Origin of the sequence: Actinomadura sp. 6N118 (genome assembly GCF_044326415.1) — a bacterium.
In the GTDB taxonomy this organism is placed as follows: Bacteria; Actinomycetota; Actinomycetes; order Streptosporangiales; family Streptosporangiaceae; genus Spirillospora.
Map to the genome: position 1 here is coordinate 131,019 of NZ_JBIRAZ010000026.1, position 16,630 is coordinate 147,648.

Sequence of the window (16,630 nt, forward strand, 5' to 3'; positions counted from 1 at the left end):
GCGCGGTAAACGATGACCAGGTCCTCTCTTTGTGGAGGGACGAGTCATGACTGCGTCTGTGGTCGGCCAGATAATCATCGTGCTTCTGGCAATTGTTCCGGGTCTGCACTATGACCAGCTGAGGGGCAGAGCCGCAGGTCCGCGCACGGTGTCCGCTCCGAATGTGGGCCGCGTGATCCTGGCTGGGGTGCTCATCACGACGGCGACCCTGGTGCTCCTCGGATTGCTCGGTCTGTTCGGCTCCCAGACCCTCGCCTTTCCGCTCGACAAGGCGGAGGGCTCCGGCGGCTGGAAGAATCCGGAAGAGTTCGCCTGGACGATCGTCTCCTTTCTCGCGTTGTCGCTCACGGCCGCGTCACTTGCCGATGCTTTGCTGTCGCGCCTGGAATCAGACTCCGCTTCATCGCGCGGAAGGGCCCGCTCGCGTGCCACGGGAGTCGGCGCGCAGGCCGATGAGGACGTCGAGCTCGAGGTCAGGCTCAACAGCGGGGACACCTACCGGGGATTGGTCGCCGGCGTGGCGCCCACCCAGGGCCCCCGCAGCTCCTACGTCACCTTGAGGGCCCCGATCTTCGAGCTGGACGGTCATGGCAGGCCGCTGCCCCTGGACGCGTTGCACGGGGACCAGCTCGTGCTCTCCACCGAATCGATCATGAGCGTCCTGGTGCGCACGGTCGACCAGAAGCAGGACACGATCCGGTCGCAGCTCCAGTCCGGCCAGCCACGGCACTCGATGGCCCGGCCGAGGGTGACGAGGAGGCCCAGGGCGGCCGTGCGCCGATGCTATGAGAACCGTCGCGACCTGCACTTCCTTTCCCAGCTCCTGCTGCTTGAGATCACGTTCCTGGGGTTCGTCGCTTTGCTCTCCGGGTCGTCCGCCGCCTAGCGGACCGGTGAACGCTGGTTGGTGAAGACGTGCACGTAGGGGGAGTGCGGGCGTACTGATCCGTCGGCGGCCGCTCGGGCCAAGGCGAGCGCGCCGTCCGCGGAGGTCCCTTGCGGCTGGACGAAGCGGGCGGCGGGAAGCATCGTCCGGATCGTGTGCTGGAAGGGCTCCATGAGGAGGTCGGCCGCATCGAAGAGGCGGCCACCCCAGGAGAAGAGCGGATCGAGCCCTGAAGCGGCGGCGACCGCGGTCTGGCCGAGCTGGCGGCCGGCCTCGGTCCAGATCTGCCCGGCGACCGGATCCCCGGCGCGTGCCGCCTCGGCGACCAGAGGGGTGAACGAGGCGAGCTCATGGGCCGCGGACTCCGACTCGTGAACGAGGGCCACCAGGTCCAGGGGGTGGCCGAAGCGCGCGGTCATGTGGTCACGCAAGGCGGGTGACCCGCCGACCCGGCCGTCGTGTGCACGCAGGGCGGCGTGCAGGCCCTGCATGCCGATCCAGGCACCGCCGCCGTGATCGCCGAGCAGATAGCCCCATCCGTCGGACTGGTTCCAGATGCCGCTGAGGTCGGTGCCGAGCGTGATGACGCCGGTGCCCGCGGCCACGACGACTCCCTGCCGGAATCCGAGTGCGCCGACGTGCGTGGTCACCGCGTCACCGGCGACGACGAGCGTGTCCAGGCGGAAGCGGTCTCCAAGGGCGTGCCACAGCGTGTCCGGGTCCATGACCAGGCCGGGCAGCCCCGTGATGCCGATCGCCATGCTGGTGAAACGGCCGACCCCGGGGGCCGCTTTCTCGATGACGGCGGCGATCTGAGGCGCGAGCCGTTCGAGATCGACCCTGCCCCTGTCCCGGGGCACGGGAATGGCGTTCTCCCCGTGCGTGACCGTGCCCGCGCAGTCCGCCCGCACCCTGATCCCTCCGCCACCGACGTCGACGCCGACGACGCCATCGAAGCCGTTGACGCCGACGACGCCAGCGGAGTCGGCGGAGTCGGCCGGGTGGGCGGGTTCGGTCCGGCTCATCCGGCACGCCCGTCCAGCGCGGCCGCAGCCGCCCGGACACCCGGGTGGTCGTGGAGCGCGCTCTTCGCCTCTTCGGGGGAGCAGCCGGTGAGCAGCCGCAGGAGCGCCTCCGGCACATGTCCGTCGGCGTCGGCGAGCGCAGTGGCGCAGGTCGCGAGGTCGAGCCCGGTCGCGTCGGCGAGCAGGCGCAGCGCGCGGTCGCCGAGCTTGGCGTTGGTCGCGACGAGGCCGACCATGAGGTTGCCGTAGGTGTGGCCGGCCTTGATCATGAGCGCCGTCGAGAACGCGTTCAGGATCACCTTGGTCGCGGTGCCCGCCTTGAGCCGGGTCGAGCCGGTCAGTGCCTCCGGCCCGGTGTCGGCGACGACGCTGATCTGGGCGAGCTCGCGCAGCGGGGCAGCCGGGTTGCAGGTGATCAGCACCGTGAGCGCGCCGGAGGCCCCGGCGGTACGGAGCGCACCGGCGACGTACGGGGTGGTGCCGGACGCGGTGATCCCGATCGCCACGCTGCCGGCGCTGAGGCCCTCCGCGTCGGCGGCGCCCATCGCCTCGGAGTCCTCGCGGTCGATGGAGGAGTCGGCGACTGCGGTGGACCCGCCGGCGAAGTGCGCGGTGAACAGGCCGCGCGGCGCGCCGAAGGTCGGAGTGATCTCTGTGGCGTCCAGTACCGCCAGCCGTCCCGACGCACCGGCGCCGAAGTAGTGCACGGTCCCGCCCCTGCTGAGCCGGAGATGCGCTTCGTCCACGGCCTCGGCGAGCGGGCCGGCCGCCGCACGGACCGCCTCGACCGCATGGGCGTCCTCGTCGACCAGAAGGCGGAGGATGTCGCGGGACCCCAGCGTGTCGATGTCGGTGGTGCGCGGGTTCCGGTGCTCCGTCGGTGGAAGCGCCTGTGTCATCGTGCTCCTCGTCGATCGTGGTCGGACGGACGGATGAGCGAGCCGGCCTGGCCTGCATATGCGGTGACCAGGCGGCGCGACTCCGTCGTGAGGTCGCCCAGGTCTGGTGGGGCCGACGCCGGTCCCTCCCGCAGGAAAACCTCGGCGCGGTCGCGGAGCCGCTCCTGGAGCTGAGCCTCGTGGTCGCCGCCGGGCGTGGCGAGGGCCGCGCCGAGCCCGCGCGCCCACAACTCCCAGCGGTCGCGGTAGTAGCCGCCCACGAGCCCGGCCCAGTGCCGCCCCGCATAGTCGTCGAGCAGGGGACTGGCCGTTGGGCCCCATGCCGTGATGATGCGGCGGGCGTTCTCCAGCAGGACGTCGCGGTCGGCCGTGTTCGTCGCCCACGACAACGCCTTCGACTCCCAATGCTGGAAGGTGTACTCGCGCCGGGCGGCCAGCATCCGGTCCAGGTCGTCGAAGACGCGCAGAAACCGGCTGGCCTGCGGCAACGCGGCCTGCTCCCCGGCCCGCTCCCCGGCCTGATCCATGGCCTGATCCATGGCCTGCTCCACGGCGTCGAGGTAGAGCCGGTCGGCGACTCTGGCCATGAACGCGATGCCCACCTCGGCGAGGTCGTGGCCGAGTGGTCCGTCCACGAGGTCGCGGTGGTCCTCGGCCACTTCGACCATGCGCTCCCAGGCCTCGGCCAGGACGGGCGGCCGATACCAGAGGGCCTGGTCGACCTCGGCCCGCAACTCCGCGACGGCGCCGGGTATCCGCGCATACGAGGGCTTGGCCGTGATGACGCCGTTGAACTGCTCGGGAAAGATCCGCAGGCCGCGGGCGTCGTAGATGGTCTCCAGAAGCCCTTGCCAGGCGGCTCTCAGCGGCGCCGTCCACGCACCCGGTCCGCCGTAGCGCCGGGTCACGAAGGCGTCGAGCCACGCGTCGACGTCGGCGACCGCGTTCCATATCTGGTCGGTCACGAGCTCGAAGAAGACGGGGTTGTTGCGGGTGGCCTCCATGGCCAGGCCGAGCCCGGTGGGAGGGTTCGGCGCCGCCAGTGCGGCCTCGACCGCGGCCGGCACGCCACGCAGGTCGGCGACCGGATCGGTGCGCCCGCCGAAGTTGAGCAGCGCACACCAAAGCCACGGCTTGCCTGCGAACTGGTCGAAGCGGCCCCACTGCGGATCGTGCTCCGCCCACAGGTCCGCCACGAGCATCCGGTCGCCGGGGATGGAGCCGAGAAAGGTGGTGACACGCTCGTCTGTCCAGAAGTCACGCTGGTAGGAGAATGGCCAGGCCTGCATGACCCAGGCCGCGTCCGGGTCGGCGGCTCGCAGCCCGTTGAGCGTCGCCGCCGCCACGGCTCCCGGGAACGCGGGGTCGGCGTCGACCGGGATCATCTCGATGAACGGGTCGGCGGCGTATAGGTGGTCGGTGCCGAACAGCGCGATCTGGGCACGGGTGATCTCGGCGCCGATCCGCTCGTAGAGCGGATCCGCCGGGTCCAGGACCCAGGTCTCGAACCCCTGCCAGTCGCGGCGCCCGGCCCGCGCCGACGACGCGATCTCGCGCGGGACGTGCCCGGTGAAGGCGGGGAGCACGGGTGTCATGCCGAGGGCGCGCTCGCGGTCGAGGATGCGGGCGCCCAGCTCGCGATGGCTCTCGATCCAGGACGAGGGGAGCGGGCCCGCGAAGCCGTCCAGGCAGCCCATGAACTGGAACGGCAGGTAGCCCGGCCCGCCGAGGAAGCCGCGGATCGCGTCATCGTCGAGGCCGAGAACGGAGTAGGCGGCCTGCAGCACGGCCTCATGACCGGTGATGGCGAGCGGCATGGTGATGCCGTGCAACGCCATCCAGTCGATCTCCCGTTCCCAGTCGGACCAGTCCCAGTACGGCATGGTGTAGCTGAACGTACAGAAGTTGAGGTAGTAGCCCTCTTTGACCCGTGCTGAGCCTCGGCACGGCGGGCTCTCCGGGAACGACGTCAGCGGCAACGGCAGCACGGTGTCCCAGTCGACGGACAGACCACACTGTTCCCGCAGGTACTGATGGAGTCCGACGGACGCGCTCACGCCGTCCATCGCGGCGACGGTCAGCACACCGCCGTCCGCCTCGTACTCATAGCGACGGTCCGCCTTGTAACGACGGTCCGCTTCGCCGCGACGGTCCGTTCCGTCGCGGTGGCCCGTTCCGTCGGGGCGGCCCGTTCCGTCGAGGGCGACGAGCCGGAGCGACCCCGCAACGGGCCCGAGCACGCGCTGGGCGAGGCCGTGGACGGTACCCGCCCATGACGGTGTCTGCTCGCCGTTGCCGGACGACATCGCAGGTCACACCCCTTGGCGATTAGTTCCGTACGGTCCATAATTAATATGCTAGCGTACCGCCACGGCATGCATGATCGACGTCAGGGAGGCGGGCTGATGAAGGATCTGGTCGCCGCCGGCACGCAGTTCATGCGGGAGGTCAACGCCGCCGCGATCCTGCGGAGGCTGCGTACCGAGACCAGCATGAGCGTGTCCGCGCTGGCCAAGGCCGTGGGGCTCTCCCGGCAGGCGGTCACCCGTTCCCTCAACGCGCTGGTCGAGGAGGGCCTCGTCGAGTTCGGCTCCCTTGACCGCGACTCCACCCGGGCGGGACGTCCCGCACAGCTCGTGCGGTTCCGGGCGGAGGCGGGCTACGTGCTCGGTCTCTCGATCAGCCCGCAGGATCTGCGGGTCGCGGTCTCCGACCTGGCCGGGACGGTCACCGCCACCGACGTGGTGCAGCTCGGCGCCGGCATGGGCGGCGCGGAGGCGGTGGAGGCGTTGCTGGCCACGGCTGAACGCACGCTGATGTCGGCCGGCGTCACGGCCGGTGATGTCTGGTTCGCCTCGGTCGGAACGCCCGGCATAGTCGACCCGGAAGCCGGGGTCGTCAAGCTCATCCCGAGCATGCCGGGCCTGGCGGGCGACATCCTCGTCCGCCGCCTGAAGGACGTGCTCGGCTGCCCGATCTACCTCGACAACGACGTCAAGCTGGCCACTCAGGGTGAGCGCTGGCGGAGCACCGAGCGACGCGAGGACTCCCTGGTGATGGTCCACTGGGGCGAACGCGTCGGCGCCGGGATCGTGCTGAACGGCGAGCTCTACCGCGGCGCCTCCAACGACGCGGGCGACGTCGGCTTCCTCGATCTGTTCTGCGACGACCAGGAGACAGGCCCCGTCGCGGCAACCCGCCATCCGCACGGGCTCGGTCCGCACGGGCTCGGCCCGTTCGAGCAACGGGTCGGCGGCGAGGAGATCGTCCGGCTGGCCGTGGCGGCGGCCGGACGCGACGGCGACGCGGCGTTCCGGGCACGGATCGATGCCGCGGGGGAGCGCGGGTTCGACGCCGTGCTGGACGCCGTCGCCGCCGGCACGCCTGCCGCCCTGGCGGCGATCGACGTGGTCGCGCGGCGCTTCGCCAAGGGCGTCAGCGTGATCCGGGCGATCCTCAACCCGCGGCTGGTGGTCATCGGCGGTCCCATGGCCCGGTGCGGCGAACCCCTGCTCGCCGCGGTCCGCGCCCACCTGGCCGGCGAACCCCTCGACCAGCCCGCCCTGGAGGTCTCGGCGCTCCAGGACGACGCCGTCGTCCACGGCGCGCTGCGCCACTCGCTGGACGAGATCGAACGCACCAAGTTCGGCCTGCACCGGAGCAGCCGTCAGGAGATCTCATGACGGCGTTCGAGGACACCAGGCGCCCCCCGCGACCGGCTGAATCCCCCGACCGGCCGGCACCGGTATCCCGACGAAGGAGAACATCCATGCGTATGACGGCACCAGCCCGCCGCCGAGCGGCGTTCGTCGCGCTCGGCACCGCGTCGGCGCTCGCCCTGACGGGCTGCGCGGGCAGCAGCAGCCCGGACGCGGGCGCGACGAAGAACATCGACGTGTCGACGACCGTTCCCAGCGAGCCGGTGACGCTCACCATGGCCTACACCGACGACCCGCCGACCAAGGCGCTCATCGCGGGCTTCACCAAGAAGCACCCGAACGTCACGATCAAGCCCCAGCAGACGCAGTTCAAGGACTACGTCAAGTCGATCAAGCTGTCGATGTCGTCGGGCGCGCCGCCGGACATCGCCCAGTACAACCCCGGCGCGATGAACTCCCTCGTTCCGGCCGGCCTCGTGCTGAACCTGGACCAGTGGGCCAAGGCGTACGGCTGGGACACCAAGTTCCCCAAGTCGAGCCTGGAAGTCCTCAGCTCCGACAAGACGGCCAAGCAGTTCGGCACTGGCAGCCTGTACGCCGCGCCTGGCGCGATGTCCGTGCTGGGCGTGTTCTACAACAAGTCGCTCCTGTCCAAGGCGGGTGTCAAGGAAGCACCTCGGACGCTGGCCGAGTTCGAGGCCGCGATGCAGAAGGCCAAGGGCGCCGGTCAGGCTCCGTTGAGCGTGGGAGGGCTGGAGGTCGGCGGCTTCCAGGTATGGAACGCGCTCCTCAACGTCACCGGTGACGTCTCCGCCTACCGTTCCTGGGTGTACGGCCAGCCCAAGGCCACGATCGAGACCCCGGACGCGCGGAAGGCCACCCAGACACTGATCGACTGGGTGAAGAAGGGATACATCCCGCCGTCGTCGAACGCCACGGCCGACACCGACGCGCAGGCCGACTTCGCCAACGGCAAGAACACCTTCATCATCACGGGCAACTGGACCGCCGCCAAGATGGAGTCGAAGCTGAAGGACAACGTCGGCTTCTTCCTCCTGCCCTCGGCGACGGCCGGGCCGCCCTCGGTCGCCTCGGGCGCGAGCGTCGCCTACGCCATCTCCTCCAAGACCAAGCACCCGAACGTCGCCGCCGCGTTCCTCGACTACCTCGGCTCGCCCGAAGCGGCGAAGATCCAGTTCGAGACCGGGTTCATGCCCGTCGACCCGAAGGCCGACGTCGGCGCCCAGGGACTGCGCGGGGAGATCGCCGCCGCGTTCGGCCCGGTGTCCCAGCAGAACGGCATCGTCCCGTTCCCCGACTTCGCCTCGCCGGGCATGATCGACAAGCTGACCCCGGGCGTGCAGGGACTGATCAGCAGCAAGATGACCACCGACGGCTTCCTGAGCTCCCTGCAGAAGTCGTGGGACGGGCACCATGGCTCATGATGTGACCACGGCGGACTCCCCGCCGCGGGCCGCGCCGGCCGCATCTGCGGCCGGCCGGCGCCACCACCGCCCGCCCGGCCGCGGCCGGCGGGTGCGCGGCTGGCTCTACGTGCTGCCCGCGCTCGCGGTCTACCTGGGATTCGCCATCTGGCCGGCGCTGAACACGCTGCGCCTGTCGTTCTTCACCTGGGACGGCATTCTCGCGCCGACCTGGGCGGGCTTCGACAACTACGTCAAGATCCTCCAGGAGGAGGCGCTGTACGAGGCCGTCCTGCACGGCCTGGTGCTGATCGTCTTCTTCTCGTTCCTCCCCATCGTGGCGGGGCTGCTCATGACGGCCCTGCTGATGGGCAAGGTCCGCCGGGGCATGACGTTCTTCCGGGTCGTGTTCTTCCTGCCCCAGGTGCTGCCGCTCGTCGCCGTCGGCGTCACCTGGCGGTGGCTCTACAGCGAGTCCGGCGTCGTCAACCAGTTCCTCGACCTGGTCGGCCTGGGCTCGTTCACCCGGGCCTGGCTGGGCGACTACGACCTGGCGCTGATCGCGCTCGGGTTCATCGGCACCTGGGCGATGAGCGGGCTGTGCATGATGCTCTTCCTCGCCGGGGCGCAGAAGATCGACCCGGCCCTCTATGAGGCGGCCACCCTGGACGGCGCCGGATCGTTCAGCCAGTTCCTCCATGTCACCCTGCCCGGCGTCCGCAAAGAGATCACCATCGCCGGGGTCATCACCACCATCGCCGCGCTGGCCAGCTTCGACCTCGTCTACGTCACCACGAACGGCGGCCCGGCCGGGCAGACCAACGTGCCGGCCCTGCTGGTCTACCGGCTGGCGTTCAGCGAGGGCGACATCGGCGGCGCCAGCGCGCTGGCCGTCGTGCTGACCGTCATCGTCGTCGCCATCGTCGGCCTCATCCGCCGTTTCACCAGGGAGGCGACATGACCGCGCGCGGCGGAGTCACCGTCCGGTACGGACTGCTCATCCTCCTGGCGGGCATGATCCTGGTGCCGTTCCTCGGCATCATCCTGGCCGCCCTGCACCCCGCCGGCTCGCCGATCAGCGGGCTGAGCATCCCGGACCACTGGTCGTGGGGCAACTTCAGCCGCGCGTGGGAACGCGGCAACTTCACCGCCCTCATGCGGTCCAGCGCCCTGATCACGTTCTGCGTCGTGCCGCTGGCGGTCATCCTCGCCACCCTCGCCGCGTACGGGCTGACGGTCCTCAAGGTCTGGGGCAACCGGAAGCTGTCGGCCGGGTTCGTCCTCGGCCTCACGCTCCCGGTCGAGCTCGTGGTGGTAGCGCTCTACTTCAACCTGCGCGAGGTCGGCCTCACCAACTCCTATCTCGGCGTCATCCTGGCCGAGGCGGCGCTGTTCATGCCGTTCGGCGTGTACTGGATGCAGGCGCACTTCTCCAGCGTGCCCGACGAACTCGTCGAGGCGGCGCGCATCGACGGCGCCCGGGACCTCATCGTGCTGGTCCGGGTGCTGCTGCCGGTCTCCTGGCCCGCGATCACGACGCTCTCGGTCCTGTACTTCATGTGGTCGTGGAACCAGTTCCTCCTGGTCCTGGTCATGATGCAGGATCCCTCCCGGCGTAACGCACCGACCGGCCTGGGCTTCTTCGTCGGCCAGTACTCCACGGACATCCCCCTACTGTCCGCCGCGTGCCTGATAGTGATCGCCCCGATCGTCGCCGTGTACCTCACGTTCCAGCGCAGCTTCGTCAACGGCATCACCCAGGGCGCCATCAAGGGATAGCGGCCGCCTCCGCCCAACCGCGACGATCGCCATCGCGGCCAGGACGGCACTGACCCAGATGGCGCTCCGATGATCGTTGGTGCTCTCCGAGGCGATTCCGGCGAGCAGCGGACCGGCGAACGCGCCCACGTTCAACGCGACGGTGGCGAACGACCCGTTCAGCGAAGGCGCGTTGGACGCGGCGTCCATGACCCGGCTGATGAGCATCGACCCGATCCCGAACGACATCCCACCCTGGATGACCGCCAGAGTGAACAGCGGGACCGCGTGAGCGCTGGTCAAAGCCATCGCCGCCCAGCCACCGGCCAGTGCGCACACGGCGAGGACCAGCCCCCGCCGGACGTCGAGACGTCCGGCCACGGCCACGCCGGCGAAGGCACCGGCGCCGAAGGCGGCGAGCAGCCCGGGCACCGCGCGCTCGGGGAGATGGGTGACATCGGTGGCGATGACGGCCAGGTAGGCGAAGGTCGCAAAGGTCGCCCCGTTGACCACGGCCGCGAGCACCATCGCCTTCCGTACCGGCCGCGACGTCAACGCGCGCGCTTCCTGCCGGATCGACACATCCTCCTGCCGCGCCGCATCAGCAGGGGCGGACCGGAACACCAGCACCAGCGCGGGCAGGCACAGAGCCGCGACCGCCCAGAAAACCGATCGCCAACCGGCCACGTCTCCCAGCAACGCGCCCGCCGGCACACCTGCCACACACGAGAGCGTCACCCCTGACACCAGGACCGAAGTAGCCCGGGCTTGCTTGGCCGGGCCGGCCAGCGCCGTCGCGACGGACATCGCGACGGCGAGGAAACCGGCGTTGACGATCGCGGCCAGGGCCCGCGTCGCGAACAGCACCATGAAGTCCGTCGTCACCGCACCGATGACGTGCACGACGACGAACGCCGCCAGGAAGGTCGCAAGCGCGCGGCGACGTGGCCATCGTGCACTCAGCGCGGCCATCATCGGAGCCCCGACGATCATTCCGATGGCGTACGCGGACGTCAGGCTCGCGGCGGCGCCCACCGAGACCGACAGGTCACGGGCGATACCCGGTACGAGACCGGACAGCATGAACTCGGAGGTTCCCTGGGCGAAGACGGCAAGGCCCAGGACATAGATGAACACAGGCAAGGATCGACTCCAGCGTCGACGGAACACGGGACACGTGTCCGGTCACCGGAATGCGAGATCGATCCAAGAAGCCCGGTTGATTACCGGGTCAGACAATCCGCCGCCGGGCGACCGGCGGCTCGGTTCTGTCCGACTCTGGGCTCATCACCCGAGCCACACTACTCACGCCTCACACAGCCCCTCAAACGAATTAGCCGTCGGACGGGGGCCATAAGGTCCGGTGTCAGGCGTCCTCCTCCGCCTTGACTCCCGCCTCAGAACGGCTCAGCCTCGGGCTGTCACCGCGCCAGGCGCCTGCGTTGGCCATCGCGGGCAACGGCCAGATCGGTGGCGTGCTGCTGCGTTCGCGCGGGCTGCTTGCTTCCGGGGCGCCGCTTTGCCGCCGGTTGTAGGCGAGGGCCAGCAGGGTGATGATCCATCCAAGGATCCAGGCGAGCATGCCGCCCGTCTGCTGGTCCTGGGCCGGTGTGGCTCCCCACGTACGGCCGAGCCCCGAGTACCAGTCTCCTGCCAGGACGTCGCCGGAGCTTATGAACGCGACGCCGAAGAACGCGTGGCACACCATCAGCAGCAGCAGCGACGAACGAGTAAAGGTCCGGGATCTCGAAGGGGCGCCCATGGCCGACCAGAAGCACAGGCCGCTGAACACAAAGACGGCCATGGCCAGCGAGTGACTGGCATGGTTTCGCAGCGTCGTTTCGAACAACGATGAGAAGTAGAAGCCATAGAGGCTGCCGATGAGGAGCGCCAGCGCCACCAGAGGATGTGCGAACATCCGCGCTGCCCGGCTCTCCAACAGCGCGAGGATCAGCTCACGAGGCGTACGACCGGCGGCCGTGGGGCCGCTGCGCAGCGCGCGCATCGCGAGCGTGACGGGCGCGCCGAACACCAGGAGAATCGGCACGATCATGCTCAGCGCCATGTGCTGAACGATGTGCGCGCTGAAGAGCACCATGCTGAAGCGGGCCAGCCCACCGCACGTCACGGCGAACAGCACGGCGAGCCCTGCGAACCACGCCACCACGCGCGGGAGCGGCCAGGGCGTGCCGTTGCGCCGCAGGCGGACCACTCCGGCGGCGTACAGGACGGCCCCGGTGACGATGAGCGGCAGGAAGAGCGGGTCGATCCACCAGTCCAGCACGTACGACTGGATGCTCCCGGAGTCGGGAAGCGGGAAGCCGAGCCGCAACGTGACCGCGTTGAGCGTTCCCTGCGGCACCTCGGGCGGCGGTGTACGGGACAGGCCGGTGGCCAGAGCCATGGTCGCGGCCATGGCCAGGAGCTCGATCGCGGCGATCCGGAGGAAGACCCGCGTGCGCCGTTCGGTGCGCAGAGAAGGGATGCTCCGCCGCCTGTGCCACCAGCCCAGGGCACCCAGCCCGATGAGCGCCACCGTCTTTCCAACGATGAGCGCTCCGTATCGGGAACCCACGTCGATGCCGCCAAGGCGTACCCACGCGTTGGCCAGGCCGCTGGCGCCGACGGCCACGAAGCAGACGAGAGCCAGGACGCTGTAGCGCGGCACCACGTATGGCAGCTCTCCGCGCGTCGACCGTGACATCGCCACCAGGACCACCAGCCCGCCCACCCACAGGGCCGCGCCGGCGATGTGCGCCGCGAGGCTGAACACGGCGAGGGCATGGTCGTCGCTGCCGGCGACGTGCCCGGTGAAGATGGGCGGCAGGAGGCCCGCGACAGCGAGAACGAGCAGATAACCGGAGCCGCTCGCCGTACGAGGCAGGTGCGCGGCGATCGAGATCACCGCGGCGACGGCCGTGACAACAAGCAGAGCCTTTCCCTGGGGGAGTTCGAGGAGGAACGTGCGCAGCATGTTCCCCGAGATCCCGGTCGTGACCGGCACGCCGAACAGATCGGAGATCGAGAAGACGATCATGGCGAGGGTGGACATCGCCCAGGCGATCGCGCTCACCGCCGCCCCTCGCAGGCACCGTTGCGCCAGGCCCGACAGCTTGCCGTCCTGGTCCGGCAGGAACACCGCGGTCATCAGAAGCCAGCCCACGGTGATGGTTCCGGCCACGTTCATCGCGAGCTTGGCGATGGAAAGCCCGCCCTTGGTGAACGCCCCGGCCTGCGTGAGCTCCGGCACCGCCGCCGAGCTGAACGCGCCGCCGAACCGGATGACCACCGCCAGGATCACCAGCGCGACCGCCGCCATGCCAAGCCAGAGCATCCGGAGGTCACTCAGCGGCGCGGGCCCGCTGACGGGTCTGCTGACGGGCTTGCTTTCAGCAACCATTGGGCTGGGCCCTCCTCCTGGCGACCGTCGCCCGGGCAGGACGAACCCGGCCCGGTGATCACAGGTACGGACACCGCCGGCGGTTCGTTCAACTCAGTGGGCGGTTTGCGGGGGTGTGTCGCTGGCGGAAGCGCCCTACCTTCGGCGAGCTGTCAGCTTCGGCTGGGTGAGGGCTGGGCGCTGAGGGTGCGTTCGACGTAGGGGCGCAGGGCCTTGCGCAGGCCTTCTTCGTCGGGTTCCTGGGCGATCACGCCACCGGTATTGAGCCTGTATTGGGCGGGGCAGTGCTTCGCCCCTGCCACCTCGAACCGGCCGAGCGGCTTGGCGGTCTTCGCCTCGTACAACTGGAAGGCGTACCGAGCCTTCAACAACGAAACCTTGATGGCCTTAGAGAGATCCCTCTGGGTTCGCAGGGAGTGCGACAGATGGCCGGGCAGGTGGGAGTAGAGGCAGGTCGGCCTCTTCTCGGGGGAGCGGACCATGTTCTGATACACGCAGGCCACCACTTGGACCTTGGGCGGCCCGTCGTTAAGGCCCGGCTTCCATGCGAGGGGTAGGTCGATCTGCTCGACGTCCTCCTGCATCAGGACCAGTTCCACTGGGTGCGGTCCCTTCCCCTGGTAGGGCGCCGCCACTTCTTCGTAGCTGGTGCCGGACCGGGCACCTCTGGTGGGGTTATCAGGACAGAACGCGGGCTTGGGAGCGGGCGGTGGCGCCGGGGGATCGTCAAGCATGGCGAAGAGTTGCACGCCGCCCAAAATCACGGCCACGCCGATGCCCAAGGCCACAAAGGACCAACGGTCTGACTTGCGCATGTCCGAGGTTTATCCAGAGTAGGAGTTTGAGCAGCCGGCGGACGTGGTCAACGGATCCACATCCGGGTCATGCCGGCTCGGCATGATGGGGTCCGCATACTCGTCCATGCCCCCGACCTTAATCTGTGATCTCGGCGGAGGGGCGGCGGACCAGGACCAGGGCCGCGACGGCCGCCGTCAGGGCGATGGCCGCGGCTGTCGCGGTCGCGGTGTTCAATCCTGTGGCGAACGCGGCGCGTGCGGCTTCGGGCGCCTCGGCGAGGGCCTGGGCGGCCCGGCCGCCGGTGAGGGCCTCGGCCGTGGCGGCGGCATCGGGGACGTCGTGCCGGAGAGCCTGTTCTAGCGCGCCCTGGAACACGCCCCCGAGCACGGCGATCCCGAGCGCGTAACCGAGCTGCCGGAAGGCGCCGACCGCCCCCGCCGCCATTCCGGCGCGCTCCTGTGGCACGGAGGCCATCGCGGCCGCCGTCACGTTGGGAAGGGCGATCCCGACCCCCGCACCCGTGATCGCGAAGCCGGGGAGCACGGCGGCCCACCCGGATCCGGCGGTCAGCACCGCCTGGCTCAGGGTGCCGATCCCGATGAGCAGCAGCCCGGACCCGATGGTCCAGCGGGGCGAGACGCCGTGCAGGAAACGGCCTGTCAGCCATGAGGACACGAAGGCCAGGCCGCTCATCGGCAGGATCACCAGGCCGGCGCCGATCGCGCTGAGACCCTGGACGGACTGCAGCCACAGCGACGTGTAGAGCAGGTACGCGAAGGCCGCGCCGGACATCACCAGCGAGGCGATCATGAGCCCGGTGAACGACGCGCCGCGAAACAGACGCAGGTCCAGGATCGGGTGCGGGCTCCGGATCTCCGCCACTGTGAACGCCGCGAGGGCCACGGCGCCAGCGGCGAACAAGCCGAGTGTCGTGTACGAGGTCCATCCGGCTTCGCCCGCCCTCGTCAGCGCATACGTCACCGCGCCCGCACCCGCTGCGAACAGCACGACCCCAGGCAGGTCCATGTTCCGCAATGAACGATGGCGTGGCGCCTTCGCAGGGCGGGTTTCGGTGACCACGCGCAGCGTCAGGGCCACGGCCACCACGCTGACCGGGAGGTTCACCAGGAAGACCCAGCGCCAGCCGAACTGCTGCGTGACCAGGCCGCCCAGGATCGGCCCGATTCCGGAGGCGGCGCCGTTGACCGCACCCCAGATGCCGAAGGCAGCCGTCCGGGCGCGTCCCTCGTACGAGGCATTGACCAGGGCGACGGTCGTTGCGAACATCATGGCGGCTCCGGCCCCCTGGGCCGCGCGGGCCGCGATGAGGACCGTGACGTTCGGCGCGAGTCCGCAGGCCAGCGACGACAGCGCGAACACTGCCAGCCCCAGCACGTACACCCTGCGGTGCCCGACGAGATCGGCGAGCGCACCGGCGCCCAGCAGGAGGGCGGCGAGAACGAGCGCGTAGATGTCCATCACCCATTGCAGTGATGAGAATGACGTCTTCAGACCCGCAGACATGTCCGGCAACGCCACCGTCACGATGTTGACGTCCACCAGGAGCATGAACGCTCCCATGCACACCGCCGTCAGCGGCCACCACTTACCCATTTCGATCCCTTCACGGTCGTTTTCGGGAAATCCCGACAACCGTGTGGCCATGGGTGCGCCAATCGCCACTCAAAGGGGTCGACCTTCGATGCTTTCGACATCTGCTAGCTTCAGACGGTGGAATCCGACATCGCCGACGAGCTTGATCGCAAGTTGATCCATTCCTTGCAGCTGGACGGCCGCGCCCCGTTCAGCCGCATCGCGGACGTGCTGGGTGTCTCCGACCAGACGATCGCCCGGCGCTATCGCCGGCTACGCAGCCGCGATCTGCTCCGCGTCGTTGGAGTCCCGCCCGCCAACTACTTCGCGGCCGGGAGATGGCTGCTCCGGCTGCGCTGCGTCCCCGGCGCCGCCCAGGGCGTGGCGGCGGCCCTCGCGCGCCGTCCCGACACCTCGTGGGTGCAGCTCGTCTCGGGAGGCACCGAGATCCTCTGCATCACGCGCGCCCGCAGCCAGGACGAGAGCGAGCAGCTCCTGCTGGACAAGCTGCCGAGGAGCAGCCGGGTCGTCGCCGTCGGCGCGTACTCCGTCCTGCACGCCTTCTACGGTGCGCCCAACCGGCTCCGCGGTCTGGACGCGCTCACGGCCGACGAGAGCCGGCAGCTCCGCGCTGATCGGCCGCCGGACGGGCCCGGCCCGTCCGGCGAGGTCGATCCGCTCGACCTGCACGCCGCGCTGGATCAAGGCGACCAGCGGCTCCTCGACGTCCTCGCCCGCGACGGCCGGGCCGGGCACGCGGAGCTCGCCGCCGCGACCGGCTGGTCGCCGTCGACCGTCGGCCGCCGCCTCGATCAGCTCCGTGCCTCGGGCGTCCTGCACTACTACGCCGAGTTCGACCTGCCGTACGTCGGCCTGCACACCGCCGCGCGCCTGTGGATCAACGTGCCGCCGGCCGAGCTGGCGGCCACCGGCGCGGCCCTGGCCGAGCATCCCGAGGTCGTCTTCGCCGCAGCCACGACGGGTCCCACCAATCTCGCAGCGCAGGTCGTATGCCGCGACTCCGGCGCCCTCTACCGCTACCTGACCGGGCGCGTCGCGGCCCTGAAGGCGATCGGGCACGTCGAGACGAGCCCGATCATCCAGAACGTCAAACGTGTGGGCAGTCTGCTCGGCCAGCCGTGATCCGGTAGGCCGTTCCGTATATGGCCAGGCCGTTCTGTGGGGTGG

At 69.8% G+C, this 16,630-nt stretch carries 13 protein-coding genes; 6 read left to right on the forward strand and 7 right to left on the reverse strand.

The features are described 5' to 3' along the window. Nucleotides 1-46 precede the first annotated feature (46 nt). The gene (locus tag ACH34W_RS45925; protein WP_395967549.1) at nt 47-886 is read left to right on the forward strand and encodes a DUF6338 family protein; all 840 of its coding nucleotides are present in this window, start codon (nt 47-49) and stop codon (nt 884-886) included. On the opposite strand, the gene ACH34W_RS45930 is transcribed toward ACH34W_RS45925, so the two are convergent. Genes ACH34W_RS45930 through ACH34W_RS45940 form a run of 3 tightly spaced genes read right to left on the reverse strand, consistent with a single transcriptional unit; the run spans nt 883 to nt 5,116 of the window. Beyond that, a complete protein-coding gene (locus tag ACH34W_RS45930; protein WP_395967550.1) occupies nt 883-1,911 on the reverse strand; it encodes an N-acetylglucosamine kinase in 1,029 nt (342 codons plus the stop codon). The genes ACH34W_RS45925 and ACH34W_RS45930 overlap by 4 nt on opposite strands. Beyond that, nucleotides 1,908-2,810, reverse strand: a complete 903-nt coding sequence (locus ACH34W_RS45935; RefSeq protein WP_395967551.1) for an N-acetylmuramic acid 6-phosphate etherase — start codon at nt 2,808-2,810, stop codon at nt 1,908-1,910. Before ACH34W_RS45935 ends, ACH34W_RS45930 begins: the two co-directional genes overlap by 4 nt. Beyond that, nucleotides 2,807-5,116 carry an alpha-N-acetylglucosaminidase TIM-barrel domain-containing protein gene (locus ACH34W_RS45940; protein ID WP_395967552.1) on the reverse strand — a complete coding sequence of 770 codons (2,310 nt, stop codon included), beginning with the start codon at nt 5,114-5,116 and terminating at the stop codon, nt 2,807-2,809. Before ACH34W_RS45940 ends, ACH34W_RS45935 begins: the two co-directional genes overlap by 4 nt. 99 nt (nt 5,117-5,215) lie before the next feature. Between ACH34W_RS45940 and ACH34W_RS45945 the strand changes: the two genes are divergently transcribed. The 4 genes from ACH34W_RS45945 (at nt 5,216) to ACH34W_RS45960 (ending at nt 9,672) form a co-directional block, all read left to right on the forward strand. Then, a complete protein-coding gene (locus ACH34W_RS45945) occupies nt 5,216-6,493 on the forward strand; it encodes an ROK family protein (protein ID WP_395967553.1) in 1,278 nt (425 codons plus the stop codon). Nucleotides 6,494-6,579: 86 nt separating this feature from the next. Next, entirely contained in the window at nt 6,580-7,914 is a 1,335-nt protein-coding gene (locus tag ACH34W_RS45950; protein WP_395967554.1) for an ABC transporter substrate-binding protein, read from the forward strand. Then, nucleotides 7,904-8,854, forward strand: coding sequence for a carbohydrate ABC transporter permease (locus tag ACH34W_RS45955; protein WP_395967555.1), 951 nt, complete (start codon nt 7,904-7,906; stop codon nt 8,852-8,854). The genes ACH34W_RS45950 and ACH34W_RS45955 overlap by 11 nt, the downstream gene beginning before the upstream one ends. Further along, nucleotides 8,851-9,672 (forward strand): carbohydrate ABC transporter permease, encoded by an 822-nt coding sequence (locus ACH34W_RS45960; protein ID WP_395967556.1) that lies wholly within the window; start codon nt 8,851-8,853, stop codon nt 9,670-9,672. The genes ACH34W_RS45955 and ACH34W_RS45960 overlap by 4 nt, the downstream gene beginning before the upstream one ends. Here ACH34W_RS45960 and ACH34W_RS45965 read toward each other — a convergent pair. The 4 genes from ACH34W_RS45965 to ACH34W_RS45980 form a co-directional block, all read right to left on the reverse strand. Next, nucleotides 9,565-10,794, reverse strand: a complete 1,230-nt coding sequence (locus ACH34W_RS45965; RefSeq protein ID WP_395967557.1) for a Cmx/CmrA family chloramphenicol efflux MFS transporter — start codon at nt 10,792-10,794, stop codon at nt 9,565-9,567. The genes ACH34W_RS45960 and ACH34W_RS45965 overlap by 108 nt on opposite strands. 223 nt (nt 10,795-11,017) lie before the next feature. Continuing rightward, nucleotides 11,018-13,051: a cytochrome c oxidase assembly protein gene (locus ACH34W_RS45970; RefSeq protein ID WP_395967558.1), complete on the reverse strand. Its 2,034-nt coding sequence runs from the start codon at nt 13,049-13,051 to the stop codon at nt 11,018-11,020. A gap of 152 nt (nt 13,052-13,203) precedes the next feature. Next, complete coding sequence (locus tag ACH34W_RS45975) at nt 13,204-13,866, reverse strand: hypothetical protein (protein ID WP_395967559.1); 663 nt, start codon at nt 13,864-13,866, stop codon at nt 13,204-13,206. A gap of 118 nt (nt 13,867-13,984) precedes the next feature. Then, nucleotides 13,985-15,463 (reverse strand): DHA2 family efflux MFS transporter permease subunit, encoded by a 1,479-nt coding sequence (locus ACH34W_RS45980; protein WP_395967560.1) that lies wholly within the window; start codon nt 15,461-15,463, stop codon nt 13,985-13,987. 117 nt (nt 15,464-15,580) lie between these two features. Between ACH34W_RS45980 and ACH34W_RS45985 the strand changes: the two genes are divergently transcribed. Then, nucleotides 15,581-16,585, forward strand: coding sequence for an AsnC family transcriptional regulator (locus tag ACH34W_RS45985; RefSeq protein WP_395967561.1), 1,005 nt, complete (start codon nt 15,581-15,583; stop codon nt 16,583-16,585). Nucleotides 16,586-16,630 lie beyond the last annotated feature (45 nt).